This window comes from Variovorax sp. GW823-FHT02B07 (assembly GCF_058797695.1).
This window is the reverse complement of the sequence record NZ_JBXAJX010000005.1, coordinates 235,702-261,294: the sequence shown is the minus strand read 5'-3', so window position 1 is coordinate 261,294 and position 25,593 is coordinate 235,702. Positions and strand designations below refer to the sequence as shown.

The 25,593-nt window shown below is 68.1% G+C and carries 18 protein-coding genes; 13 read left to right on the top strand and 5 right to left on the bottom strand.

All coding sequences use genetic code 11. The annotated features are described in order from the left end of the window. Window positions 1-48: 48 nt before the first annotated feature. Window positions 49-780 (bottom strand): 16S rRNA (uracil(1498)-N(3))-methyltransferase, encoded by a 732-nt coding sequence (locus AC1RGU_RS24755; RefSeq protein ID WP_492698544.1) that lies wholly within the window; start codon window positions 778-780, stop codon window positions 49-51. 79 nt (window positions 781-859) lie between these two features. Further along, the gene (locus AC1RGU_RS24750) at window positions 860-1,957 is read right to left on the bottom strand and encodes an aminoglycoside phosphotransferase family protein (RefSeq protein WP_492698542.1); all 1,098 of its coding nucleotides are present in this window, start codon (window positions 1,955-1,957) and stop codon (window positions 860-862) included. A 132-nt stretch (window positions 1,958-2,089) separates the two neighbouring features. Between AC1RGU_RS24750 and AC1RGU_RS24745 the strand changes: the two genes are divergently transcribed. The 3 genes from AC1RGU_RS24745 to rsmA are packed head-to-tail and all read left to right on the top strand — an operon-like array spanning window position 2,090 to window position 6,898. Then, a complete protein-coding gene (locus AC1RGU_RS24745) occupies window positions 2,090-4,681 on the top strand; it encodes an LPS-assembly protein LptD (RefSeq protein ID WP_070063346.1) in 2,592 nt (863 codons plus the stop codon). Window positions 4,682-4,700: 19 nt separating this feature from the next. After that, entirely contained in the window at window positions 4,701-6,104 is a 1,404-nt protein-coding gene (locus AC1RGU_RS24740) for a peptidylprolyl isomerase (RefSeq protein WP_492698540.1), read from the top strand. A 26-nt stretch (window positions 6,105-6,130) separates the two neighbouring features. Continuing rightward, window positions 6,131-6,898: a 16S rRNA (adenine(1518)-N(6)/adenine(1519)-N(6))-dimethyltransferase RsmA gene (gene rsmA / locus AC1RGU_RS24735; RefSeq protein WP_139702942.1), complete on the top strand. Its 768-nt coding sequence runs from the start codon at window positions 6,131-6,133 to the stop codon at window positions 6,896-6,898. Between the two features lie 283 nt (window positions 6,899-7,181). On the opposite strand, the gene AC1RGU_RS24730 is transcribed toward rsmA, so the two are convergent. From AC1RGU_RS24730 to AC1RGU_RS24720, 3 genes are all read right to left on the bottom strand, one after another. Continuing rightward, a complete protein-coding gene (locus tag AC1RGU_RS24730; protein WP_095747788.1) occupies window positions 7,182-7,607 on the bottom strand; it encodes a barstar family protein in 426 nt (141 codons plus the stop codon). 50 nt (window positions 7,608-7,657) lie between these two features. Beyond that, complete coding sequence (locus AC1RGU_RS24725) at window positions 7,658-8,071, bottom strand: guanyl-specific ribonuclease (RefSeq protein WP_056574987.1); 414 nt, start codon at window positions 8,069-8,071, stop codon at window positions 7,658-7,660. 180 nt (window positions 8,072-8,251) lie between these two features. Beyond that, window positions 8,252-10,600 (bottom strand): NADP-dependent malic enzyme, encoded by a 2,349-nt coding sequence (locus AC1RGU_RS24720; RefSeq protein ID WP_070063343.1) that lies wholly within the window; start codon window positions 10,598-10,600, stop codon window positions 8,252-8,254. A 176-nt stretch (window positions 10,601-10,776) separates the two neighbouring features. Between AC1RGU_RS24720 and AC1RGU_RS24715 the strand changes: the two genes are divergently transcribed. The 10 genes from AC1RGU_RS24715 to AC1RGU_RS24670 all read left to right on the top strand — a co-directional run bounded on the left by AC1RGU_RS24715 (window position 10,777) and on the right by AC1RGU_RS24670 (window position 25,580). Beyond that, window positions 10,777-11,826 (top strand): SPFH domain-containing protein, encoded by a 1,050-nt coding sequence (locus AC1RGU_RS24715; protein ID WP_062473577.1) that lies wholly within the window; start codon window positions 10,777-10,779, stop codon window positions 11,824-11,826. Window positions 11,827-11,932: 106 nt separating this feature from the next. Continuing rightward, window positions 11,933-13,414, top strand: coding sequence for a DUF4178 domain-containing protein (locus AC1RGU_RS24710; RefSeq protein ID WP_492698537.1), 1,482 nt, complete (start codon window positions 11,933-11,935; stop codon window positions 13,412-13,414). A gap of 60 nt (window positions 13,415-13,474) precedes the next feature. Next, window positions 13,475-13,693, top strand: a complete 219-nt coding sequence (locus AC1RGU_RS24705; protein ID WP_062473571.1) for a DUF350 domain-containing protein — start codon at window positions 13,475-13,477, stop codon at window positions 13,691-13,693. After that, window positions 13,690-15,246: a polyamine aminopropyltransferase gene (locus tag AC1RGU_RS24700; protein WP_370869692.1), complete on the top strand. Its 1,557-nt coding sequence runs from the start codon at window positions 13,690-13,692 to the stop codon at window positions 15,244-15,246. Before AC1RGU_RS24705 ends, AC1RGU_RS24700 begins: the two co-directional genes overlap by 4 nt. 117 nt (window positions 15,247-15,363) lie before the next feature. After that, on the top strand, window positions 15,364-16,986 hold the full coding sequence (locus AC1RGU_RS24695; protein WP_492698535.1) for an FAD-dependent oxidoreductase: 1,623 nt from the start codon (window positions 15,364-15,366) through the stop codon (window positions 16,984-16,986). After that, entirely contained in the window at window positions 16,983-18,122 is a 1,140-nt protein-coding gene (locus AC1RGU_RS24690; protein ID WP_492698533.1) for a saccharopine dehydrogenase family protein, read from the top strand. Before AC1RGU_RS24695 ends, AC1RGU_RS24690 begins: the two co-directional genes overlap by 4 nt. Next, window positions 18,103-18,609: an SRPBCC family protein gene (locus AC1RGU_RS24685; RefSeq protein ID WP_492698531.1), complete on the top strand. Its 507-nt coding sequence runs from the start codon at window positions 18,103-18,105 to the stop codon at window positions 18,607-18,609. The genes AC1RGU_RS24690 and AC1RGU_RS24685 overlap by 20 nt, the downstream gene beginning before the upstream one ends. Continuing rightward, the gene (locus tag AC1RGU_RS24680) at window positions 18,606-18,983 is read left to right on the top strand and encodes a DoxX-like family protein (protein ID WP_492698529.1); all 378 of its coding nucleotides are present in this window, start codon (window positions 18,606-18,608) and stop codon (window positions 18,981-18,983) included. The genes AC1RGU_RS24685 and AC1RGU_RS24680 overlap by 4 nt, the downstream gene beginning before the upstream one ends. Continuing rightward, window positions 18,980-19,456 (top strand): DUF2269 family protein, encoded by a 477-nt coding sequence (locus AC1RGU_RS24675; protein WP_492698527.1) that lies wholly within the window; start codon window positions 18,980-18,982, stop codon window positions 19,454-19,456. The genes AC1RGU_RS24680 and AC1RGU_RS24675 overlap by 4 nt, the downstream gene beginning before the upstream one ends. 121 nt (window positions 19,457-19,577) lie before the next feature. Continuing rightward, the gene (locus AC1RGU_RS24670) at window positions 19,578-25,580 is read left to right on the top strand and encodes an alpha-2-macroglobulin (protein WP_492698525.1); all 6,003 of its coding nucleotides are present in this window, start codon (window positions 19,578-19,580) and stop codon (window positions 25,578-25,580) included. Window positions 25,581-25,593: the final 13 nt, after the last annotated feature.

Below are 25,593 nucleotides of genomic sequence, written 5' to 3'. Positions count from 1 at the left end.
TCCGCAGGCGCCCGGTGTGCGCCTCGCGGAAAACACCCCCCAAACAGTTCAGGCGCCGACGAGCGACACCAGCGCTGCGAGCGCCGCGGTTTCGGCGCGCAGCACCCGCGCACCGAGCGTGGCCGGTGCGAAGCCGCGCGCGATGGCGTCGTGCTCTTCACTGGCGCTGAGGCCGCCTTCGGGGCCGCTGAGCACGAGCGCGGGTTGCGTAGCGGGTGTCTCTGCGGCCACGGCGGTGACGGCGCGCGTGCCCTCGGCCAGGCTCAGCACCAGTCGCGTCGATGCCGTATCCGCGGCGGCAGCGCCGCCGAGCCAGCCCGCGAAGGACTGCACCGGATGGATCACCGGCACGCGGTTGCGACCGCACTGCTCGCAGGCCGCAACGGCGATGGCTTCCCAGTGCGCCCGCTTCTTCTCGGCGCGTTCGCCCGACAGGCGCAGCACGCCGTGCGCCGTGGCCAGCGGCTGGATGCTGGTCACGCCGAGTTCGGTGGCTTTCTCGACCAGCCAGTCCATGCGCTCGTTGGCCGGCATGCCGACCGCCAAGTGCACAGCGCGGGCCGCTTCGCGCTCGATGGGCGTGTGGGCCCCCACCGTCACCGCGACCTCGCTGCGGCCCATGCGCTCGACCGTCGCGGCGTACTCGCCGCCCGCGCCATCGAACAGGGTGAGCGTGTCGCCGGGCTGCATGCGCAGCACCTGCACATGGCGCGCGGCGCCCGGCGGCAGCGCCAGGCTGGCGCCGGCGGTCAGCGGCACGGAGCAGTGAAAACGGGGCATGCGATGAGATCAGGAGCTGATGGCGCCCGTGGTACGGGCGCTACAGCGATTTTCTTTTTCGGCTTTTTTCAGTTTCTCTTCAGACTCGGCCGTAGGCGAAGCCGGTGACGGCCGTGGTGCCCTCGACCTCGTCGATCACGCGCAGCAGCGGCTTCAGCTCGACGTAGCGGCTGGCGGTGGCGCGGATGTAAGCGATGAAGCGAGGTGTGTCGGCCAGGTAGCGCGGCTTGCCGTCGCGCAGCGTGAGGCGCGCGAAGATGCCGGCCACCTTGAGGTGGCGCTGCAGACCCATCCATTCGACCGCGCGATAGAAGGCTCCGAAGTCCTCGTCGACCGGCAGCCCGGCCTTGCGCGCGGCGGTCCAGTAGCGGATGGTGATGTCGAGCACGAACTCCTCGTCCCAGCTCAGGAAGGCGTCGCGCATCAGGCTGGCGATGTCGTAGGTGATCGGGCCGTAGACGGCGTCCTGGAAGTCGAGCACGCCCAGCGGCTGGCCGGCATCGTCGCCCACCATCAGGTTGCGCGGCATGAAGTCGCGGTGCACGTAGACGCTCGGCGACGCGAGGTTGTTCTCGACGATCAGCGCGAAGGCGCGGTCCAGGCGCTCTTTCAGCTGGCCTTCCACGGCCACGCCGCGGTGCTTGCCGATGTACCACTCGGGAAAGAGTGCCAGTTCACGCTCGAGCAGCGCGCGGTCGTAGGGCGGCAGCACGCCGGGCCTGGAGGCCAGCTGCCAGCGGATCAGCGCGTCGATGGCCAGGTCGTAGAGCGGCCGGTTGGCGTCCGGGCGGGCCGGGTCGATCACGTCGAGCATGGTCTGGCGGCCCAGGTCGTCGAGCAGCAGGAAGCCGTGGTCGCGGTCCCATTCGAGCACCTGCGGCGCCGTCACGCCGGCCTCGGTCATCAGCTGCGCCACCTGCACGAAGGGGGCGCTGTTTTCCTTGTCGGGCGGCGCATCCATCACGATGCGCGTGCGGCCGTCGGTGGTGTCGAGGCGGAAGTAGCGGCGAAAGCTCGCGTCGGCCGAGGCCAGCCGGACGGTGTCCGGGCGCAGTTGCCGGGCGTCGGCAATGCCGGCCAGCCAGCCCCGGAACGCTTCGGCCCGCTGCGGATCTGTCCAGAGAATGGCCTGGGCGGGGTGTGGGGTCGTGGACGCCGGGGTCGAAGGTGCTGTCATGGATAATCAATTCTACAAATCCGCCTGGCGCGGCACCCCTGCTCGAGGTCGATCCGACCGGGCGGGGTGGCTGCCGGACCCCGCAACCCGCCGGCTTGCCGCGCCGTCCCGACGATTTTTCGTTCCGAATCGATGCCTACGACCCCACGCGCTGCCTTGCGACGTTCGAGCCCGCCGCTGCCACTGGCCGTGCTGTCGCTGGCGCTGCTGCACGCGCATGGCGCCTTTGCCCAGCAAGCCGGTGTGCTTGAGGGACCGCTCACGCTGAAGCGCACGCCGCTGCTCACCGAGACGCTGACGCCCGTGCAACGCAGCCAGCTGCCCAGCCTCGTCACTGGCGACCGCATTTCCGGCCGCCCCGACCTCGAGACCGTGGTCGAGGGCAACGCCACGCTGCGCCGTGGCCCGGTCGCCATCACGGCCGACCGCCTCGAGTATTACCAGCCGGACGACCGCGCCAAGGCCACCGGCAACGTGCGGGTCAACCAGGCCGGCAACGTGTACGAGGGCCCCGAGCTGGAGCTCAAGCTCGAGACCTTCGAGGGCTTCTTCAACAACGTGCGCTACCGCTTCCTCGCGACCGGCGGCCACGGCGAGGCCGAGCGCATCGACTTCGTCGACTCCAACGTCTCGATCGCGCGGCGCGCCAGCTATACCACCTGCCGCCGCGAGGACTTTCCCGGCTGGATGCCGGCCTGGCTGCTGACCGCCGCCACGCTGACCACCGACACCGAGGAAAACGAGGGCGTCGCCATCGATGCGCGCATGAGCTTCATGGGCATCACGACGCCGCCGATCCCGCGCGTGACCTTCCCGCTGTCCAACGAACGCAAGAGCGGCCTGCTGCCGCCGACCATCGGACTGGACAACACCAACGGCTTCGAGGTCGCACAGCCCTACTACTGGAACATCGCGCCCAACCGCGACGCCACCTTCACGCCCACGCTGATGAGCAAGCGCGGGCTCAACCTGGCCAGCGAATTCCGCTACCTCGAGAAGGACTACAGCGGCAGCATCCGCCTGGACCTGATGGGCAGCGACCGCCTCGTGGGCCAGCGCTACAACGAGGCGCGCGCCGAGCAGCTGCAGAAGCTGAACAACGGCGAGATCGCGCTCAAGGACCTGAACTTCGGCAAGCCGCCCGACAGCAGCAAGCGTTGGGGCCTGTGGCTCAACCATCGCCACGACTTCGACGCCAAGGCGCTGGGCCTGGACTCGCTGTCGGCCAGCCTCACGATCAACCGTGTCAGCGACAACGACTACTGGCGCGACTTCACGCGCACGCCGACGCTTGCGCAGCGCCAGCTGCCGAATGAGGGTGCGGTGAGTTGGACCAAGGGCGACTGGAGCGGCGCCGTACGTGCCCTGCGCTACCAGACGCTGCAGTACAACCTGTCGCCGGTCGTGCCGTCGTACGACCGCATGCCGCAGATCACGGCCAACTACGCCAAGTACGACTGGCACGGCTTCGACGTTTCGCTGAACACCGACTACTCGCGCTTTCGCGTCAACAGCATCCTGGCCGGCCAGCCTGGCTTCGATCTGCTCCAGCAGTCGCAGCCCGACGGCGACCGCGTGTTCGCGCAGGCGGCGATCAGCCGGCCGTTCCTCACACCGAGCTCCTTCGTCATCCCCAAGCTGCAGCTGCACGCGACCTCGTACAACTATTACCTGCCGCAGTCGTCCATTCCGAAGGTGTCGGTCAACGGCATCGACTACGTGAACGGGATGCCGTACAACCCGAGCCAGCTGTACTTCTTCCCGACCTCGTCGAACCGCGTCGTGCCGACCTTCAGCCTGGACAGCGGCCTGGTCTTCGAGCGCGATGCCAGCTACTTCGGCCGTGCCTTCCGCCAGACGCTGGAGCCGCGCGCGTACTACGTGTACACGCCGTACCGCAACCAGAGCATGCTGCCGAACTACGACTCGGCCGCCAACGACTTCAGCTTCGCGACCATCTACACCGAGAACGCGTTCTCGGGCGCGGACCGCATCTCGGACACCAACGCGCTCACGCTGGGCGTCACGTCCCGCCTGATCGACCCGGGCACCGGCGTCGAAGCCGTGCGCTTCGGCATCGCGCAGCGCTTCCGTTTTGCCGATCAGAAGGTCACGCTGCCGGGCGTCGCGCCGGTCACCGACCGCACCAGCGACCTGCTGCTGGGCGCCCAGATCAATTGGACGCCCAAGTGGAGCCTGGACACGCTGCTCCAGTACAACCCCGATTCGCGCCGCTCCACGCGCAGCGCGATCAGCGCGCGCTACAACCCGGGGCCATACCGCAACCTCAGCGCCGCCTTCCGCTACCAGGCGCCGAGCACGCCCACCGCCACCGATGGCAACAAGTCGATCGACTTCGGCTGGCAATGGCCGCTCAACGACCTGTGGGGCGACAAGGGCAAGGACCTCGGGCCGGGCAAGGGCGAAGGCGGCGGCCGCTGGTACGCCGTGGGCCGCCTGAACTACAGCCTGCAGGACAAGAAGCTCACGGACGGCGTGCTCGGGGTCGAGTACGACGGCTGCTGCTGGATCAGCCGCGTGGTGCTGCAGCGCATCACCACCGGCCAGGTGACGGCCAACACCCGCATCATGTTCCAGCTCGAATTCGTCGGTTTCTCCAGCATCGGATCGAGCCCGATGCAGGCGCTGCGACAGAACATCCAGCGCTACCAGCCGCTGCGTCAACCGACCGAAGCGCCGAGCCGCTTCACCAATTACGACTGAAACGACGACCGTTCACGCCATGAAACACATCCGTTCCCTCATCACCCTGGGTTGCCTTGCGGCCATCGCCGCAACGGCCGGCGCACAGGGCTTTCGTTCCGGCAGCGGCATCACGGACATCATGCGTGCCGGTCCCCGGATCGTGCCGCCGGCGGCGCGCCCTGCAGCTCCCGCGGCGGCGCCGGTGCAGCGCGCGGCCGAGTACATCGTGGCGCTGGTCAACTCCGAGCCGATTACCAACACCGAGGTGCAGTCGCGTGTCACGCGCCTGATCCGCGAGAACCCGGACGCCGAGCGCGTGCCGCGCGCCGAGCTCACGCGCCTCGTGCTGGAGCGCCTGATCACCGAGCGCGCGCAGCTGCAGCTGGCGAAGGAAAACGGCATCAAGGTCGATGACGTGGCGATCGACCAGGCCGAGCAGACCGTGGCCCGCCAGAACGAGATCAGCCTCACCGAGCTGCGCAGCCGCGTGGCGGCCGAAGGCATCTCGCCGCGCGAATTCCGCAACGACCTGCGCGACCAGCTGCTGCTCACGCGCCTGCGCGACCGCGAGGTCGAGTCCAAGGTCAAGATCAGCGACATCGAGGCCGACGAGTACCTGCGCGAACAGCGCGAAAGCGCCGTCAAGAACAACGCCCTGCTCAACCTCAACATCGCCCAGCTGCTGGTGGCCGTGCCCGAGAACGCCACCGAGGCGCAGGTCGCGACCGCGCAGAAGAAGGCCACCGACCTTGCACAGCGCGCGCGCAGCGGCGAAGACTTCGCCAAGCTGGTGCGCGAGAACTCCGACTCGCCCGACCGTGCCAACGGCGGTGCGCTCGGCCTGCGCAGCGCCGACCGCTACCCGCCCGTGTTCGTCGAGGCCACGCAATCGACCGCGGTGAACGGCATCGCCGGGCCTGTGCGCTCGGGCGCCGGCTTCCACGTGCTCAAGGTGCTGACCAAGGCACAGGTGGGCTCGTCGGATGCGTCCATCACCCAGACCCAGGTGCGCCACATCCTGCTGCTGAACGACCCCAAGCGCACGACCGCGCAGGCGGTGGCCCAGCTGCAGGAATTCAAGCGCCGCGTGCAGGCCGGCACCGCCGATTTCGCCGGCCTGGCGCGCGACAACTCGCAGGACGCGAGCGCCAAGGAAGGCGGCGACCTCGGCTGGTCGCGCCCCGGCCAGTTCGTGCCCGAGTTCGAGGAAGCCATGGACCGGCTCACGCCGGGCCAGATCAGCGACCCCGTGGTGTCGCGCTTCGGTGTCCACCTGATCCAGGTGGTCGGCCGCCGCGAAGCCAAGCTGAGCCAGTCGGAGCAGCGCGAAGCCGCACGTGCCGCGTTGCGCGAACAGCGCGTCGAAGAAGCCTTCACCACCTGGGTGCAGGAAGTGCGCGCGCGCGCCTACGTCGAATACCGCGAGACGCCGCAGTCCTGATGGCCGCGGCAGCGCTCTAGGCCGCGATGGCACAGCACATTGCAAGAAAGCGGTTCGGGCAGCATTTCCTGTCCGACGGCGGGATCATCGACGGGATCGTGCAGGCGATCGCGCCGCAGCCCGGCGATGCGATGGTCGAGATCGGGCCGGGGTTGGCGGCGCTCACGCAGCCGCTGGTCGAGCGGCTCGGCCGGCTCACGGTCATCGAGCTCGACCGCGACCTGGCCAAGCGGCTGCGCGAACATCCGCAGCTGGATGTCATCGAGTCGGACGTGCTCAAGGTCGACTTCGCCGAACTCGCCGCCAAGGCCGAACCGAAACCGCTGCGCGTGGTGGGCAACCTGCCCTACAACATCTCCACGCCGATCCTGTTCCACCTGCTGGGCTATGCCCACCTGATCGCCGACCAGCACTTCATGCTGCAAAAGGAAGTGATCGACCGCATGGTGGCCCGGCCCGCCACCTCGGACTACAGCCGCCTGAGCGTGATGCTGCAGTGGCGCTACGACATGGAGAACGTGCTGTTCGTGCCGCCCGAGAGCTTCGACCCGCCGCCGCGCGTGGATAGCGCCGTGGTGCGGATGGTGCCGCTCGCGCAGCCGCCGGCGGTCGATGCGGCGCGGCTCGGCGAGATCGTGCAGGTCGCCTTCAGCCAGCGCCGCAAGATCCTGCGGCACACGCTGGGCAAATGGCTGGGGGAGCACGGCTTCACCGGCGAGTTCGACATCCAGCGCCGGGCCGAGGAGGTGCCGGTGGCCGAATACGTTGCACTGGCCCAGGCCGTTCCCCCATGAAAAAAGCCCGTCGATGACGGGCTTTTTTGTGGCGGTGAGCGCTGCTGTTAAGCGGCGGCCAGCCAGTAGCCCGCGTTGAAGGGGCTGCTCATGCGCAGCGCCAGGGGCGACACGTCGACGAGCTTGTCGGTCGGCATTTTCTCGCCGGCCGGCTCGGTGCTGGCGGCGGGCGCGGCCGCGACGGCTGCCGTGGCGGTGGTGTTGACTTCGATGCCATCGAGGGTTTCAGCGGTCGGCTGAGCCTCGTTCGCCCGTTCTGCTTGGCTGGTGGATGCAGAACGGGCTACAGAAAAGAATAGAAGCAGCGGAACGGGACCTTGCGATCGCCCCAGTAGTCCGAAGCGTCGCGGAAGATGTCGAGCAGTTGCTCGCGCGCTTCCTTGTCGAACTTGGCGTTGGCCGGGATCTGTTCGAGCACGATGACGAAGCCAGGCTGCGGGCCCGATTTGTGCAACGGGTCGGTCATGCAGTCGTACAGCGCGTCGAAGTTCTTGCCGAAGTGCGCCGGGAAGGTGAACTGCTGGGCAATCAGGTCGAGCACGTCCTGCTTGGTCTGGGCGTTGCCCAGGTTGGCGTACAGGAAGTGCTGGCCGGCCGCGTTGGCGGCATCCTGCAGGTCGTTCACGCGGAACGCGCGGATCGATTGCACGATGTTCGGGCGTACGGCTCGAAGGGATAAGGTCATATCCGCTGGTCTTTCCATAGTCATCATCATCTCGTCGGGGCGCTTCGGGGCGCCGCTCAGGTCGTTGTCATCGCTCATGGCGCAATCCGTCTGAAACTCGCATAGTGGTCCGCCGTGTACCAGCAGGCTTCGGGCGCCGTGCGCTGCTCGCCACCGCAAACGATTCGCCGGGCACCGCGGTTGCGCGCACCGGGCGTTGGCACCGTGTATTCGCGGTAATGCCCGCGGCGTGCCGCTGGCAGGATGCGTTCGCGATTGCCGAATACCGTGCCGTCTTTGTCGTACCGGAAGGGGCCACCGTCAAGGATGGCCTGGTAGGTTCGCTGGCCCTGGACCGGCAGATCGGTCAGGGCAATCGATGCCTCGGAGGACGTTTTGTCGGCGCCGAACCATCCGCGGGCCTCGGCCCCCGTCGTCAGAGCCACCAGCATCAAGCTGGTGAGCGCAAACTTAGTGACAGAGGACGTGATCGAGGCGTAAGCCGCCATGGGGCACCACAAGAAAAGAGCGGGGGGTTTGAATTGCGCTCAACCTCGGGGTTAACCCGCAAATCCAAGCCCGCGAGTGTGCACCACGCTGGCGAAAATAGCAAGCGACTGCCCAAAGTTTGAGCAGTCGCGGGGACGGAAAGCGACGCCTTAAGTTGGCGTCCACTCTCGTCAAATGGCCTATCTCTCGGCGTTTGCGTCGGCCACTGTCAAGGCTGTCATGTTCACGATGCGGCGAACAGTCGCGCTCGCCGTGAGAATGTGCACAGGTTTGGCCGCGCCGAGCAGAACCGGGCCGATGGCGATGTTGCCGCCGGCCGCGGTCTTGAGCAGGTTGTAAGAAATGTTGGCGGCGTCGATGTTGGGGAACACCAGCAGGTTGGCGTCGCCCGCGAGCGCGCTGTGCGGCATGACGACCGCGCGCTGCTTGCTGTCCAGGGCCACGTCGCCGTGCATTTCGCCGTCCACCTCGAGCCAGGGCGCCTGCACGCGCAGCAGGTCGAGCGTCTTGCGCATCTTGACGGCGCTGGGCTCGTTGCTGGTGCCGAAGTTGGAGTGCGACAGCAGCGCGGCCTTCGGCTTGAGGCCGAAGCGCATCATTTCCTCGGCCGCCATGGTCGTGATCTCGGCCAGTTCCTCGGGCGTCGGGTCGTAGTTGACGTGCGTGTCGACCAGGAACACCTGGCGGTCGGGCAGCAGCAGGCCGTTCATGCAGGCGTACACCGGCACGTCCTGCGGGGTGCTGGCGCAGCCGCCGGGGCGCTTGCCGATCACCTGGTCGATGTAGTGCAGGTGGATCAGCGTGGTGCCCCAGGTGCCGCAGATCATGCCGTCGACCTCGCCCTTGTGCAGCAGCATGGCGCCGATCAGCGTGAGGCGGCGGCGCATCTCGATCTTGGCGGTCTGTACCGTCTGGCCCTTGCGCTCGGTCATGCGGTGGTAGGTCTGCCAGAAGTCGCGGTAGCGGTGGTCCTGCTCGACGTTGACGACGTCGTAGTCGAGCTCTTCCTTCAGGCGCAGGCCGAACTTCTCGATGCGCTGGGCGATGATGGCCGGACGGCCGATGAGCGTCGGGCGCGCCAGGCCTTCGTCCACCACGATCTGCGCGGCGCGCAGCACGCGCTCTTCCTCGCCTTCGCAGTAGGCCACGCGCTTCTTCGGCGCGCGCTTGGCGGCGTCGAAGATCGGCTTCATGGTGGTGCCCGAGGCGTAGACGAAGCTCTGCAGCTTGTCGCGGTAGGCGTCCAGGTCCTTGATGGGACGCAGCGCCACGCCGCTTTCCTCGGCCGCCTTGGCCACGGCCGGCGCGATCTTCATCATCAGGCGCGGGTCGAAGGGCTTCGGAATCAGGTATTCGGGGCCGAAGCTCAGCTTTTCACCGGCGTAGGCGGCGGCCACGCGCTCGCTCTGCTCGGCCTGGGCCAGCTCGGCGATGGCGTGCACCGCGGCGATCTCCATCTCGTCGGTGATGGTGGTGGCGCCCGAGTCGAGCGCGCCGCGGAAGATGTACGGGAAGCACAGGACGTTGTTGACCTGGTTCGGGTAATCGGTGCGGCCCGTGGCCATGATCACGTCGTTGCGCACCGCATGGGCGTCTTCGGGGGCGATCTCGGGGTTCGGGTTGGCCAGCGCGAAGATCACCGGCTTGGGCGCCATCTTCGCGACCATGTCAGGCTTGAGCACACCGCCGGCCGACAGGCCGAGGAACACGTCGGCGCCGGCGATCACTTCCGACAGCTTGCGCATGTCGGTCTTTTGCATGTACTGGCGCTTGTCGTCGTCCATCAGCTCTTCGCGGCCTTCGTAGACCACGCCGGCCAGATCGGTGACGAACACGTTTTCGCGCTTGAGGCCGACCTTGAGCAGCAGGTTCAGGCAGGCCAGCGCCGCGGCGCCCGCGCCCGAGGTGACCAGCTTCACTTCGGCGATGTTCTTGCCGGCCACCTTCAGGCCGTTGAGCATGGCGGCCGCCACGGTGATGGCCGTGCCGTGCTGGTCGTCGTGGAACACCGGGATCTTCATGCGCTTGCGCAGCTCGCGCTCGACGTAGAAGCAGTCCGGGGCCTTGATGTCTTCCAGGTTGATGGCGCCGAAGGTGGGCTCCAGCGAGGCGATGATCTCGACCAGCTTGACCGGGTCCTTCTCGTCGATCTCGATGTCGAACACGTCGACGCCGGCGAATTTCTTGAAGAGAACGCCCTTGCCTTCCATCACCGGCTTGGAGGCCAGCGGGCCGATGTCGCCCAGGCCCAGCACGGCGGTGCCGTTGGAAATGACACCCACGAGGTTGCCGCGCGAGGTGTACTTGAAGGCGTTGGCCGGGTCCTTGACGATTTCCTCGCAGGGCGCGGCCACGCCGGGCGAGTAGGCCAGCGACAGGTCGCGCTGGTTGACCATCTGCTTGGTCGCCGCGATGGCGATCTTGCCGGGGACGGGAAACTCGTGGTACTCGAGGGCGGCACGGCGCAGCAGGGCGCGCTTGTCTTCCGGGGTGGGGGTCGAAGGGGACGATGCGGTCGAATCGGACATGTGCCGTTGCTCCTGGTGGCGCTTCTTCTGGGGGCGCCGATTGTAGACCTCGGTCCATACCGCCCTACGCCGCATGGCCGGTGGCGGGCATGACCAAAAGCACGGGGCGCCGTCAAAGCCCTGTGGCAATATGTGTGGCTGGGACACAAACCGACAACATCTCGAGAGGAACGACCATGGCCCTGATGGATTTCATCAAGAAACAGTTCATCGACATCATCCAGTGGACCGAGTCCGGCGATGGCACGCTGGCCTGGCGTTTCCCGATGGCCGAGATGGAAATCCAGAACGGCGCCTCGCTCACCGTGCGCGAGTCGCAGATGGCCGTGTTCGTCAACGAAGGCCAGGTGGCCGACGTGTTCGGCCCCGGCATGTACAAGCTCACGACGCAGACACTGCCCGTGCTCACGTACCTGAAGAACTGGGACAAGCTCTTCGAATCTCCCTTCAAGAGCGACGTCTATTTCTTCAGCACCCGCCAGCAGGTCGACCAGAAGTGGGGCACGCCCCAGCCGATCACGATCCGCGACAAGGACTTCGGTGCCGTGCGCCTGCGCGCCTTCGGCAACTACAGCTTCCGCATCGGCGATCCGAAGCTGTTCCACACCGAAATCTCCGGCACGCGCGACATCTACTCCGTGGCCGACCTCGACGGCCAGCTGCGCGGCCTGGTGCTGCAGAACATCAGCAACGCCATCGCCTCCAGCGGCCTGCCCTTCCTGGACCTGGCGGCCAACCAGATCCAGTTCGCGACCGCGCTGGCCACCCAGCTGGTGCCCGAGTTCGAAAAGATCGGCATCAAGCTCGAGAACATCACGGTCCAGAACGTCTCGCTGCCTGAAGAGCTGCAGAAGATCCTCGACCAGAAGATCGGCATGGGCATGGTCGGCAACGACATGGGCAAGTTCATGCAGTACCAGACGGCGCAGGCCATTCCCAAGTTCGCCGAAGGCGCAGCCGGTGGCAGCGGCATCGCGGGCGACGCGATGGGCCTGGGCGCCGGCGTGGCGCTCGGCCAGGTGCTGGCGCAGAACCTCGCGCAGGGCCTGAGTCCCAATGCGGCGGCCCAGGCCGCGGCCACGACGCAGCAGCCGGCCGTGGCCGTGGTGAGCGCCGCCGACGTGATGACCACGCTCGAGAAGCTCGGCGAACTCAAGACCAAGGGCATCCTCACGCAGGAAGAGTTCGACGCCAAGAAGGCCGAACTGCTGAAAAAGCTCGTCTGATTCGTCGCAATGTTTTCGATAGCGACTGACGCCCGCCCAGCGGGTGTCAGAGGCCTTTTTGGCTTGAATCATTCGTGGCCGGCCGCGCCATCGCACCCGGTGCGCCATGGCTGAGGAAACCGGCTCCCAACGCTACTACCGCGCGCCCTGCCCCGGCTGCGGCGCGCCGGTCGAATTCCGCTCGGCGCAATCGACGCACGCGGTCTGCCCCTATTGCCAGAGCACCGTCGTGCGCCAGGGCGACACGCTCGCGCGCACCGGCAAGATGGCCGAGCTGTTCGACGACTTCAGCCCGCTGCAGCTGTTCGCCGCCGGCCGCATCCAAGACAAGCCCTTCACGCTGATCGGCCGCCTGCAGTACACCTACCCCGGCGGGCGCTGGACCGAGTGGATCGCCGCGCTCGACGGCGACCGCACCGGCGTCCTCAGCGAGGACAACGGCGCCTACGTCTTTGCACTGCCCTTCGACCTGCAGCGCGCCGCGCCACCGCCCGCCGACCTGCGCGTGAGCGCCACCACCGCCTTCGCCGGCCAGAGCTACACCGTCGCCTCCAACGAACAGGTGGCGCTGACCTCCGCGCAGGGCGAACTGCCGCACCTGCCCGAGCTCGGCCAAGCGTTCGCGATGGTCGAGCTGCGCAACGACAAGGGGCTGGTGCTCAGCATCGACTACGGCACCGCCCCGCCCACGGCCTACCTCGGCCGCTCGGTGCAGCTGGACGATCTGCAGCTCACTGGCCTGCGCGACGAATCCGCGAAGGACGAAAAGGGCCGCAGCTTCAACTGCCCGAATTGCGGCTCGCCCGTCACGGTCAACCTGGCCGACAGCAAGAGCATCACCTGCGGTTCGTGCAACAGCATCATCGACCTGTCGCAAGGCATCGGCGGCGAACTCAAGCACGCCGAGCAGAACGAGCCAGTGCGCCCGCTCATCGCGCTGGGCAGCGTGGGCCAGCTGCAGGGCGCGCAGTGGCAGGTGGTGGGCTTCCAGCACCGCATGGGCCAGGAGCCCGGCGACGACGAGCAGTTCGGCTGGGACGAGTACCTGCTGTACAACAAGAAGCGCGGCTTCAGTTTCCTGGTCGATGCCGAAGACGGCTGGAGCATGGTCAAGCCGACCACCGGCGCGCCCGTGATGGCCGAGAACGGCACCACCGCCACCTACCTCAACAAGCGCTACCAGCAGCAGTACGCCTACAACGCCGAGACCACCTACGTGGCGGGCGAGTTCTACTGGCAGGTCGAGCGCGGGCAGAAGACCTTCAACCGCGACTTCGCCAGCGGCGGCGCGCTGCTCTCGATGGAGCGCTCGGCCAACGAGCTGACGTGGTCCTCGGGCAGCAAGATCGACAGCGGCGCGGTGGCCACGGCCTTCAAGCTCGACGCCAAGAAAGACCTGTTCTCGCGCGGCGACGCGCTGCCCGTGAGTGCCGCGTCGGGCATGGGCTGCGGCACGATCATCCTCGTCATCGTGGTCATCCTCTTCGTGCTGATCATGATGAGCAACTGCAGCGGCGGCTCCTCGAGCGGGTACCGCAGCTCGGGCGGTTCGTACGGCGGCTATTCGAGCGGTGGCGGCCACAAATGACGAAGATCGCGCGCAGGCGCTCTCTTGTTTCTCTCTTTATTGCTACGACTGGAGGTCCCCATGGGAATTGAATGGCTGAAACCGGGCGTGGTCCTCGGATCGCTCGTGTATGCGCTGATCGGCGTGGTGGTCTTCTGGATCTGCTTCTTGATCATCGACAAGATCACCCCCTATGACCTGTGGGGCGAGATCGTCGAGAAGCAGAACAGGGCGCTGGCGCTCGTCGTGGCCGCCATGTGCCTCGGCATCAGCGTCATCGTCGCCGCAGCCATCCATTGAGCGACGCGGCCCTGCCCGCGCGCACCCCGGATGCGCGGGGGCCGCAACCCGTGGAGATCGCGCTGCTCGCCAGCGTGTTCGTCGTCGCGGCCTGCGGCCTCGTCTACGAACTGAGCGCGGCCGCGCTGAGCTCCTACCTGCTCGGCGACTCGGTGCTGCAGTTCAGCACCATCATCGGCACCTACCTGTTCGCCATGGGCGTGGGCTCGTGGCTCTCGCGCTACTTCGACCGGCAGCTGCCGGCGCACTTCCTTCGCATCGAACTGCTCGTGGCGCTGATCGGCGGCGCGCTGCCGGCGATCCTGTTCCTGGCCAACGCCTACGTGCCGGGCGCGTTCCGGCTGCTGCTGTACGGCCTCGTCGTGGTGGTGGGCACGCTGGTGGGGCTCGAGATCCCGCTGGTGATGCGCATCCTCAAGCGCAACATCGTGCTCAAGGACCTCGTGTCGCAGGTGCTGACCTTCGACTACCTGGGCGCGCTTGCCGTGTCGGTCGCGTTCCCTCTGATCCTCGTGCCGCAGCTGGGCATGATCCGCACCGGCCTGCTGTTCGGCGTGATGAACGCCGCGGTGGCCGTGTGGGCGCTGTGGCTGTTCCGCCATGAGCTGCGCCGCGCCGGCGCGCATGCGGTGGCCTGCTTTCTCACGCTGGCCGCGCTCATCGGCGCCTTCTGGGGCGCCGACCACATCACCACGCTGGCAGAAGACAAGTTCTACCAGGACCGCATCGTCTTCAGCGCCAGCTCGCCCTACCAGCGCATCGTGGTCACACGCGGCGCGCTCGGCCACCGGCTGTTCCTCAACGGCAACCTGCAGTTCGCCGAGCGCGACGAGTACCGCTACCACGAGGCGCTGGTGCACCCCGCCATGGCCGCGCACGGCGCGCCCAAGAAAGTCGCCGTGCTCGGCGGCGGCGACGGCATGGCGGTGCGCGAGATCCTCAAGTACCCCTCGGTCGAGTCGGTCACGCTGGTGGAGCTCGATCCGAACATGACGCAGCTCTTCACCACGCACGAGACGCTGGCCGCGCTCAACGGCCACGCGCTCTCGTCGCCGAAGGTGAAGGTGGTCAACACCGACGCGTTCCAGTGGCTGCAGCAGGAGGGCGACACCTTCGACGTCATCGTGGTCGACTTTCCCGACCCCACCAACTTCGCCATCGGCAAGCTCTACACCAACAGCTTCTACGCGCTGCTCGACCGGCGCCTGTCGGCCAGCGGCTACGCCGTGATCCAGACCACCTCGCCGCTGGTGGCGCGCAAGAGCTACTGGACCGTGGCGAGCACCATCGAGTCGGTCGGCCTGAAGGCCACGCCGTACCACGCGCACGTGCCCAGCTTCGGCGAATGGGGCTACATCATCGCCAGCCACCGGCCCTACCGGCTGCCCGATGCGCTGCCGGGCGGCATGCGCTTTCTCACGCCGGCGACGCTGCCCCTGATGTTCGACTTTCCGCTCGACATGGCACGCGTGCCGACCGAAGTGAACCGCCTGTCGAACCAGACCCTCGTCACCACCTACGAACAGGAGTGGGGCAAGGTCATGGCGCACTGATATGGCTCGCCCCCAGGCTGCGCGCACTTCGTGTCGCTTCGCCAACCCCCTACCGGGGGCAACACCTGCGGCCCGGCAAAGCCGGTTCCGCGGTGTTCCACGAAGGAACCGTGTGCCATGAGGCGCCGTGGCTTTCTTGGCGTCGCTGCCGGTGCAGGCGCCCTGGCGCTGGCCGGCTGCGAGGCGCCACCACCGCCCATCGAAGGTGGCTTCACCGGCATCGATGTCGCGCGCGGCCACGCGATGCGCGACGCCACGCTCAAGTCGCAGGCCCCGGCCACCGTCAAGCGCACCCGCGTCGTCATCGCCGGCGGCGGTGTTGCCGGCCTGGCGGCCGCACGCGCGCTGCGTCTCGCGGGCATCGACGACTTCGCGCTGCTCGAACTCGAAGACACCGCCGGCGGCAACGCGCGCGGCGGCTCGGTCGGCGGCATCGCCTGCCCGCTCGGCGCGCACTACCTGCCCACGCCCGGCGACGACGCGCACGAGGTGCAGGACCTGCTCGAGGAACTCGGCCTGCGCCGTCGTGTGGCCGGCCGCTGGACCTACGACGAGCGCCACCTCTGCCACAGCCCGCAGGAGCGCCTGTTCTTCCGCGGCGAATGGCAGGACGGGCTGCTGCCCGTGCACGACGTGGGCGATGGAACGCACGCCCAATACCGCCGCTTCGCACAGCGCATCGACGCGCTCCAGCACGCCGCCCACTTCGCCATTCCCACGCTGCGCTTCGCCGTCACGCCCGAGCTGCTCGCGCTCGACGCCCTGCCCTTCGCGGGCTGGCTCGACCGCGAAGGCTTCGACGACGCCCACCTGCGCTGGTACCTCGACTACTGCTGCCGCGACGACTACGGCGCCGGCATCGCGCAGGTGTCGGCCTGGGCCGGCATCCACTACTTCGCAAGCCGGCACGGCTTTCATGCGCCGGGCGACGCCAGCGGCAGCACCAATGACAGTGGCAGCGACACCAACCCCGATCGCGACGGCGTGCTCACCTGGCCCGAAGGCAACGGCTGGCTCACCAAGCAGCTGGCCGCGCCGCTGGGCGAGCGCCTGCACACCGGCCAGGTCGTCACGCGCATCGCCGAAGGGCGCGGGGGCGTCGAGGTCGATGCATGGGATGCCGCGTCGAAATCGATGGTGCGCTGGCAGGCCGAGCGCTGCATCGTCGCGCTGCCCGTGTTCATCGCCGCGCGCGTGGTCGAGAACCCGCCCTCGCTGCTGACGAGCGCCGCCGCGCACGTGCACTATGCGCCGTGGCTGGTCGCCAACGTGCACCTGCGCGGCCCGCTGGCCGACCGCGTTGGCGCCGCGCCGAGCTGGGACAACGTGATCTACGGCACGCGCGGCCTCGGGTATGTCGATGCGCGCCACCAGACGCTCGACCCCACGCCGCGTGGCACGGTGCTGAGCTGGTACCGCCCGCTGGGCCCGAGCGGCTACGACACCGGCGACGGCCGCCAGCTGCTGCTCGAGCGCCCGTGGACCGCATGGCGCGACGAGCTCCTGGCCGAGCTGTCGGTGCCGCACCCCGACCTGCCCGCGCTCGCCACGCGCGTCGAGATCACGCGCTATGGGCACGCCATGTCGATCCCGCAGCCGGGCCTGCTCGCGCAGATCGGCGCGCATGGCGACCGCGTGGCCGCGGGCCGGCTGTCGTTCGCGCACGCGGACTGGTCGGGCTATTCGATCTTCGAGGAAGCCTTCACGCGCGGCCACATCGCCGGAGCGAGCCTCGCATGAAGACGCTGGTGCTCGGCGGCTACGGCAACTTCGGCGCGCGCATCAGCCGCGCGCTGGCGCAGGACCCGAGCATCGAGTTGTGGGTTGGCGGGCGCGACCTCGAACGGGCCACGGCCTTTGCGCAATCGCTGGGCGGCAGTGCACGCGGTGTGCGCGTCGATGCACAGTCGCCCGACCTCGCGCAGGGCCTGGGCCACCTGGGCGTGGACCTCGTCATCCACACAGCTGGCCCGTTCCAGGGCCAGGACTACCGCGTGCCGCAGGCCGTGGCAGCCGCCGGCGCGCACTACATCGACCTCGCTGACGGCCGGCGCTTCGTCTGCGACTTTCCCGCCGCGATGGACGCGGCCTTCCGCCGCGCGGGCCGCACCGCCGTGACCGGCGCCAGCACCGTGCCCGCGCTGTCGTCGGCAGTGGTCGACCACCTTGCCGCCGGCTGGCAAGGCATCCGCAGCATCGACATCTGCATCGCGCCGGCACAAGGCGCACCGCGCGGCGAAGCCACGCTCGCGGGCGTGCTCGCCTACTGCGGCGCGCCGATCCGTGTCTGGCACGGCGGCCGCTGGACCGAGCAGCCCGGCTGGGCGCATCCCGCGAAGGTGCAGTTCGCGCGCATGAAGCCGCGCCGCGGCGCCTTGTGCGACATCCCCGATCTCGAACTTTTTCCGGCGCGCTACGCCGGCGTGCAGTCGGTCATGTTCCGCGCCGCGCTCGAAGTCGGCCTGACCCAGCAGGCCTTCGCCTTCCTGGCGTTCCTGCGCCGCACGGGCCTGCTGCGCGCACCGCAGAAGCTGGCGCCGCTGCTGCACGCGACGGGCGGCGTGTTCGATGCGTTCGGCACCGCGCTGGGCGGCATGGTGGTGCGCGTCGAAGGCACCGATGCGCACGGCGCCATCGCGCGCCGCGCCTGGCACATCGCGGCCGACGACAACCACGGCCCCGAGATTCCCTGCATGGCCGCCATCCTGCTGGCCCGCCGCCTCGCGCACGGCGAGGCCTTGCCGGTGGGCGCGCACGCCTGCGCCGGCCTGCTCGCACTGCCCGAGTTCGACCCCGAGTTCGCGCGCTGGGGCATGGTGACGGATGTGATCGACGAAGGGGCAAGCGCAGCAGGCCATGGCACACCAGCGCTTTGAATTCGACATGCCGGCGCCGGCCGACGTGGTCTTCGATGCCTTCCACTATCACGTCTGGCGTGCGCGCTGGGACTCGCTGGTCGGCAACGCCCGCGTGGTGGGCGGCGCGCCCTGCCCCTTCGTGGGCGCGGAAACCGAGAACACCGGCGGCGGCTGGTTGCGCGGCCTGTCGATGCGCACGCGCTTCGTCACGTTCGACCGGCCGCGTGTGGCCGCGGCGTCGATGGTCGGCCGTTCCTTTCCCTTCAGCCGCTGGGCCGCATCGATGCGGCACCAGGACACACAGCCCGGTCATTCGGTGCTGATCTACGTCTACACCATCGAAGCCGGACCGAAAGCCTTGCGCTGGTTGCTGGAGCCCGTGGTGGCCCAGGTCTTCGCGCGGCAGACACAGCGGCGTTTCGCGCGCATGCGCGACTTTCTCGCGGGGCATGCGGACGAGGTCGTCCAGTGGCAACGGGCACAGCATGGGAGCGATGCGGCATGACAAGGACGCGTGACGACGACCGCCTGCTGCGCCTGAGCCTCGTCGCCGTCTGGCTCTTCACCGCCGTCGCCAGCATCGTCGAACTCGACGGCCAGAGCCGGCGCGTGCTCGCCGATGCGGGCATCGCCTCGCCGCCGTGGCTGGTGCAGGCGCTGATCGTCGGCGGCGCGGCGGCCGATGTTGCGATCGGCCTGGCGCTGTGGCTGCGACCCGGCCGCACCGTCTACCTGGCCGCCTTCGCGTTGATGCTCGCCATGACGCTCGTGGCGACCATGCTGCAGCCGGACCTGTGGCTGCATCCGCTGGGCCCGCTGCTCAAGAACCTGCCCATCGCCGCGCTGCTCTGGCACTTGTACCGACGCGCCACGCCATGAACACCTACCTCGTCCTCAAGTGGCTGCACATCGTCTCCAGCGTGCTGATGGTCGGCACGGGGCTGGGCTCGGCCTTCTACATGTTCTTTGCCAACCGCAGCGGCAGCGTGCCGGCGCAGGCGGTAGTGAGCCGGCTGGTGGTGCGCGCGGACTGGTGGTTCACCACGCCCACCGTCATCCTGCAGCCGGTCACCGGCTTCGCGCTGGCGCACCTGGCGGGCTGGCCGCTGTCGACGCCGTGGCTGGCGCTGTCGCTGGGGCTGTTCGCGTTCGCGGGGGCATGCTGGCTGCCGGTGGTGTGGCTGCAGATCCGCATGGCGGCCCTCGCGGGGCAGGCGCACCACGAGGGCACCGCGCTGCCGTCGCTGTATCTGCGCTACCAGCGCTACTGGGAACTGCTGGGCTACCCGGCCTTCGTGGCCATGGCCATCGTGTTCTGGCTGATGGTGAACAAGCCCGCCATTCCGTTTTGATCTGAACCGGGCCGGTGCGCGGGCCCTGTGCGGTTTTCACGCAGACTTCACACACAGCGCCATGGCTTCACAGACCGGGCAGAGACTGTCAGGCGCCAACAAAAACATCGGGGGAGCGTCCATGCTTCAAGTTGCCAATCGAAAACTCGCGTCGCTGAGCGACGTGCTCTTCACCGGACTGGGCCGCGTGCTCGGGTTCCTGCGTCCGCTGGCACGCGGACTCATCGGTTCCTGGCGACCCCCGGGGTGGCTGCGCATCGTGGGCGCCTTTCTTCTCTTCGGGCTTCAGTGGCTGCAGCAACGGCTGGCCTGGGTGGTGCTGCTGGCGTTGCTGGTGCTGGCCGGCTGGTTCGCCAGCCCGCAGGTGCTGAAGTGGTGGCACGGCCTCACGCCCGACCGCGTCGAGCCCGTCGTTTCCACCGCGCAGATCGTGCCGCCGCCGCGCACGCAGATCGAAAACGACAAGGGGCCCAACCCGGTCGTCATCAACTTCTCCGCCTCGGTCGCACCCATCGCGCGCATCGGCCAGGAGGCGACCGGCGTCACCATCGAGCCCGCCATCGCCGGGCGCTGGTCGTGGAGCAGCCAGAAGAAGCTCGAATTCCTTCCCGCGCAGGACTGGCCGGTCGGCCAGCCCTACAAGGTGCAGCTGGCGAAGGACGCGCTCGCGCCGCACATCGAGATCGAGCAGCGCAAGTACGAGTTCACCTCGCCCGAATTCAGCGCGCGCATCGCGGGCGCGGAGTTCTACCAGGACCCGGTGCAAGCCAACGTGCGGCGCGCGCTCTTCCAGGTGCGCTTCTCGCACCCCGTCAACACGGCAGAGTTCGAAAAGCGCCTGGTGCTGACCTATGACCAGGCCTGCGGCACCTCGATCTTCAGCGTGGGCAAATGCGCGAGCGAGAAGTTCACCGTCAGCTACGACAAGCTGCGCCTCACCGCCACCCTCCAGTCCGAGCCGCTGCCCATCCCCGAGAAGACGCGCCCCGTGGTGCTCAGCCTCACCTCCGGCGCGGTCGCGCAGAAGGGCGGCCCCGGCCAGCGCAATGACATCTCGCGCGCGGTCGACATCCCCGGCCTCTTCAGCCTCGACATCTCGAGCATCGACCCCACCATCGTCACCGGCGAGAACGGCGAGCCCGAGCATGTGATGCACGTCACCGCCTCGATGCCGGTGCACGAGCGCGAAATGGCGCGCGTGGTGCAGGCCTGGCTGCTGCCCGCCACGGAAGAAGCCAAGGGCGACCCGGAAGAAAAGTTCGACTGGTCTGCCGATCCTTCGAAGGTCACCGACGCGGTGCTGCGCCGCGCGAAGAAGATCAATCTGCAGCCCATCGCCAGCGAACGCGAAGTGACCGAGATGGTCAGCTTCCGTCTCCCGCAAGCCGAAGGCGGCCGCTACCTGCTGGTGCGCGTGGCCAAGGGCCTGAAGACGCCGGGCGGCTACCAGCTCGGCGCGGCGCGGCAGGACGTTCGCCTGCTCAAGACCTTCGCGCCCGAGCTCACCATCATGAGCCAGGGCTCGCTGCTCGCACTTTCCGGTGAACGCAAGCTGCCGATCCTGGTGCGCGACCTGCCCGGCATCCGCCTGGAAATCGGACGCCTGCTGCCGCAGCAGTTGCAGCACCTGGTCACGCAGACCAACGGCGACTTCGCGCATCCGCAGTTCAACGGCAGCCTGCAGTCGGACAACCTCGTCGACCGCTTCCAGAAGGAAATTCCGCTCAGCATTCCCGCCGGCAAGGCGCACTACGAGACCGTCGACTTCGCGCAGTACCTGCGCAGCGACGTGGCCGACCGCCGCGGCGTGTTCCTGCTCAAGGTGCAGGGCTACGACCCCAAGGCCAAGAAGAAGGCCGAAGGCGATGCGACGCAGGCCGAAGAGGAACAACAGGAAGAACAGCCATCGGAAGGCGAAGGCGACCCCGAAAGCGGCAACCCCGAAGACCAGAAGGACCAGCGCCTGGTGCTCGTCACCGACCTGGGCATCGTCGCCAAGAAGTCGCTCGACGGCACGCGCGACGTGTTCGTGCAGAGCATCGCCAACGGCCAGCCGGTGGCCGGTGCGCTGGTCGAGGTGTGGGGCCGCAACGGCATGATCGTCGCGTCGCAATCCACCGACGCCACGGGCGCCGCCAAGCTGCCCAACCTCGCCGGCTACCAGCGCGAGAAAGCGCCCGTGGTGCTGGTGGTGCGCAAGGACGGCGACCTGAGCTTCCTGCCCTTCAACCGCAGCGACCGCACGCTCGACATCTCGCGCTTCGACGTCGGCGGCCTGCGCGCGGCCGGCGTGCCGAACCAGATGACCGCGTACGTGTTCAGCGACCGCGGCATCTACCGCCCGGGCGACACCATGCACATCGCGATGATGGTCAAGGCGGGCAACTGGGCCACGTCGCTGCGCGACCTGCCGCTCGAGGCCGAGATCATCGACGCGCGCGGCCTCAGCGTGCGCCGCGAGAAGCTCAAGCTCGGCCCCGGCGGTGCGGCGGAAATCGCCCACGCCACGCAGGACACCTCGCCCACCGGCAACTACACCGTCAACCTCTACCTGCCGCGCGAATCCTCGCCCGGCAACCCCGAGGTGCAGGGCCTGCTGATCGGCAGCACCACGGTGAAGGTGCAGGAGTTCCTGCCCGACCGCACCAAGGTGGTCGCCAAGCTCAGCAGCGAGGTCGCCGAAGGCTGGGTCAGGCCCAAGGACCTGAAGGCGCTCATCGACGTGCAGAACCTCTTCGGCACGCCCGCGCCCGACCGCAAGGTCGAGGGCACGCTCACGCTGAGCCCGGCCTTCCCGGTGTTCCGCGCGTTCGCCGACTACGCCTTTTTCGATCCGCAGCGCGCCACCGAGAAGCAGGTCGACGACCTGGGCAGCGTGCAGACCAGCGCCGAAGGCAAGGCCGAGTTCGACCTGCGCCTCTCGCGCTTCGATGCGGCCACCTACCAGGTGCACGTGCTCGCCAAGGCCTTCGAGCCCGAAGGCGGGCGCAGCGTCTCGGCCGAGGCGCAGACGCTGGTGAGCGACATGTCCTACCTCGTGGGCGTGAAGGTCGATGGCGACACCAGCTACGTGAGCAAGGGCGCCGCGCGCAATGCCACCGTGATCGCGATCGACCCGCAGGCGAAGAAGACCGCCGTGGACGCCCTGAAGATCGAGCGCGTGGAGCGCAAGGTGCTGTCGGTGCTCGTGAAGCAGGACAACGGCCTGTACCGCTACGAGTCGCGCAAGAAGGAAATCGTGATCGACGAGAAGCCGCTGGCCATCGTCGCGGCCGGCAACACCATTGCGCTGAACACCTCCACGCCCGGCAACTTCGCCTACGTGGTGCGCAATGCCGGCGGGCTGGAGCTGAACCGCGTCGAGTACAGCGTGGCAGGCAACGCGAACGTCTCGCGCTCGCTGGACCGCAACGCCGAACTGCAGCTCACGCTCGACCGCAAGGACTACGAGCCGGGCCAGGAGATCGAGGTGAGCATCCGCGCGCCGTACGTCGGCGCAGGCCTCATCACCATCGAGCGCGACAAGGTCTATGCCCACGCATGGTTCAAGACCGACAAGACCGCCTCGGTGCAGAAGATCGTGCTGCCCAAGGACTTCGAGGGCACCGGCTACATCAACGTGCACTTCGTGCGCGACCCGGCCTCGGACGAGGTCTACATGAGCCCGCTGTCGTACGGCGTCGTGCCCTTCGCCACCAGCCTGGCCAAGCGCACCGCCAACCTGCAGCTCACCAGCAGCGAACTCGTGAAGCCCGGCCAGACCGTGAAGATGAAGCTCACCAGCGACAAGCCCACGCGCGCCGTGCTGTTCGCTGTGGACGAAGGCATCCTGCAGGTGGCGCGCTACAAGACGCCCGATCCGCTCAAGCACTTCTTCCAGAAGCGGGCGCTCGAAGTGGGCACCTTGCAGACGCTCGACCTGATCCTGCCGGAGTTCAAGAAGCTCATGCAGGGTGCCGCCCCCGGCGGTGACGGCGAAGGCGAGCTCGGCAAGCACCTGAACCCGTTCAAGCGCAAGCGCGACAAGCCGGTGGCGTACTGGTCGGGCCTCGTCGATGTGAACGGCAGCCGCGAGTTCAGCTACACCGTGCCCGAGAGCTTCAACGGCAGCCTGCGTGTGATGGCTGTTGCGGTGAACGATGAGACCACCGCCGCCAAGAGCACCCGCACCGTGGTGCGCGGCGACATGGTGATACTGCCGAACGCACCGCTCGCGATGGCGCCCGGCGACACGGTCGAAGTGGGCGTGGGCCTCGCGAACAACATCGTGGGTTCGGGCAAGGACGTGCCCATTGCGCTCACGCTCACCGCCTCGGGCGGACTCGAAGTGGTGGGCGATGCGACGCAGACGCTCAAGGTCAACGAGCGCGGCGAAGCGAGCACCAGGTTCAATGTGCGCGCCAAGCCGGGCGAGCAGGCGGTGCTGGGTTCGTCGGCGCTGGTGTTCACCTCGACGCACAAGACCTTCAGCGCGCGCCTGTCGACCGAAGTGAGCGTGCGGCCCGCATCGCCGTTCGTCACGCTGGTGCAGGCGGGCAGCTTCCAGCGCGCGGGCGAGCTGAGCAGCAAGGCCGACCTGTACCCGAACTTCCGCAAGAGCGATGTCGCGGTGTCCGCTGCGCCGTGGGCCTTCGCGACCGGCCTCATGCAGTACCTGGAGGTGTACCCACACGGCTGCACCGAGCAGATCACGAGCCAGACCTTCCCGGCCGTGCTGTTGTCGGGTCGGCCCGAGCTGGTGAAGGAAATGGCGCGCGGCCGCACGCCCGAGCAGGGCCCGATGCCCGAGGCGCGCAAGACCTTCGAGCGCTATCTCGTGCAGCTGCGCGCACGGCAGACGGCCGACGGCGGCTTCTCGCTGTGGCCCGGCGCAGGCACCGACGCCTTCGCCACGCTCTACGCGGTGCACCTGCTCATCGAAGCCAAGGACCACAAGCTGCCCGTGCCGCAAGACCTGCTGCAGAAGGCGAACACCTACCTGCAGGGCTGGCTCGGCAGCGGCGACACCTCGCTCGACGGCTGGCGCCAGCGCACGCAGGCGGCCTACCTGCTCACGCGCCAGGGCATCATCGCGCCGGCCGCATTGGCCAACCTGCGCGAAGCGTGGCGCAACAAGCAGACGCAAGGCTGGAGCGACGACCTGGGCGCCGTGTACCTCGCCGCGAGCTACCAGCTCGTGAAGCAGGAGCAAGTGGCCAACGAGCTGCTCAACCCGGTGTGGTCCGACCTGCTCGCGCGAACCGAGAAGAAGCAGCGCCGCAACGTGTGGGGCGCCTACTACGACCCGCTGGTGCACGACAGCATGACGCTGCACCTGGTGGGCCGCCACTTCCCTTCGCGCCTGAAGACGCTGAAGCCCGAAGTGTGGGAGGGCATGGGCGCGATGGTGCGCGACGGTTGGTACAACAGCCTGTCGTCGGCCTCGATGCTGCTCGCGGTCGATGCGTACTTCGAAGCGGTGGCGCAGAACGCCGAGGGCAAGCTCACGGCGCAGAGCATCAACGCGCAAGGGCAGGCCGCGGCACTCGCGCTGGGCTCGGTGAACCCGATCACGCGCGCCGCGGTGCCCGCCGGCACGGCCAAGCTCAAGCTGTCGAACGACAGCGACTTCAACCTGTACTACAGCTGGGCCGAACAGGGCTTCGAGCGCAACGTGCCCACCACGCCGGTGAACCAGGGCCTCGAGATCTTCCATGAAGTGCTCGATGCCAAGGGCAACCCGATCACCAAGGCCAGGCTCGGCGAAGAAGTCACCGTGCGGGTGCGCGTGCGCAGCCTGGAGCGCGCACAGCTCAACGATGTGGCGCTGGTCGACCTGCTGCCCGGCGGCCTGGAGCCGGTGCTGCAGGCCGTGGGCGACGACCAGGAAGCCAATGCCGATGCGCCGATCTGGAAAAAGCGCCTCGGTGGCGGCGGTTCGTGGAAGGTGCAGTACGCCGACATCCGTGAAGACCGCGTGGTGTTCTACGGCGCCGTCGACAAGAACCTGCTCGAAGTGACCTACAAGGCGCGGGCCACCAACGTCGGCGACTTCGTGGTGCCTGCGGCGTATGGCGAGGCGATGTACGACCGGCGCGTGTATTCGCGCTCGGCGGGTGCGCGCTTCCAGGTCGTCGCGAACTGACGCAAGGCAGCGG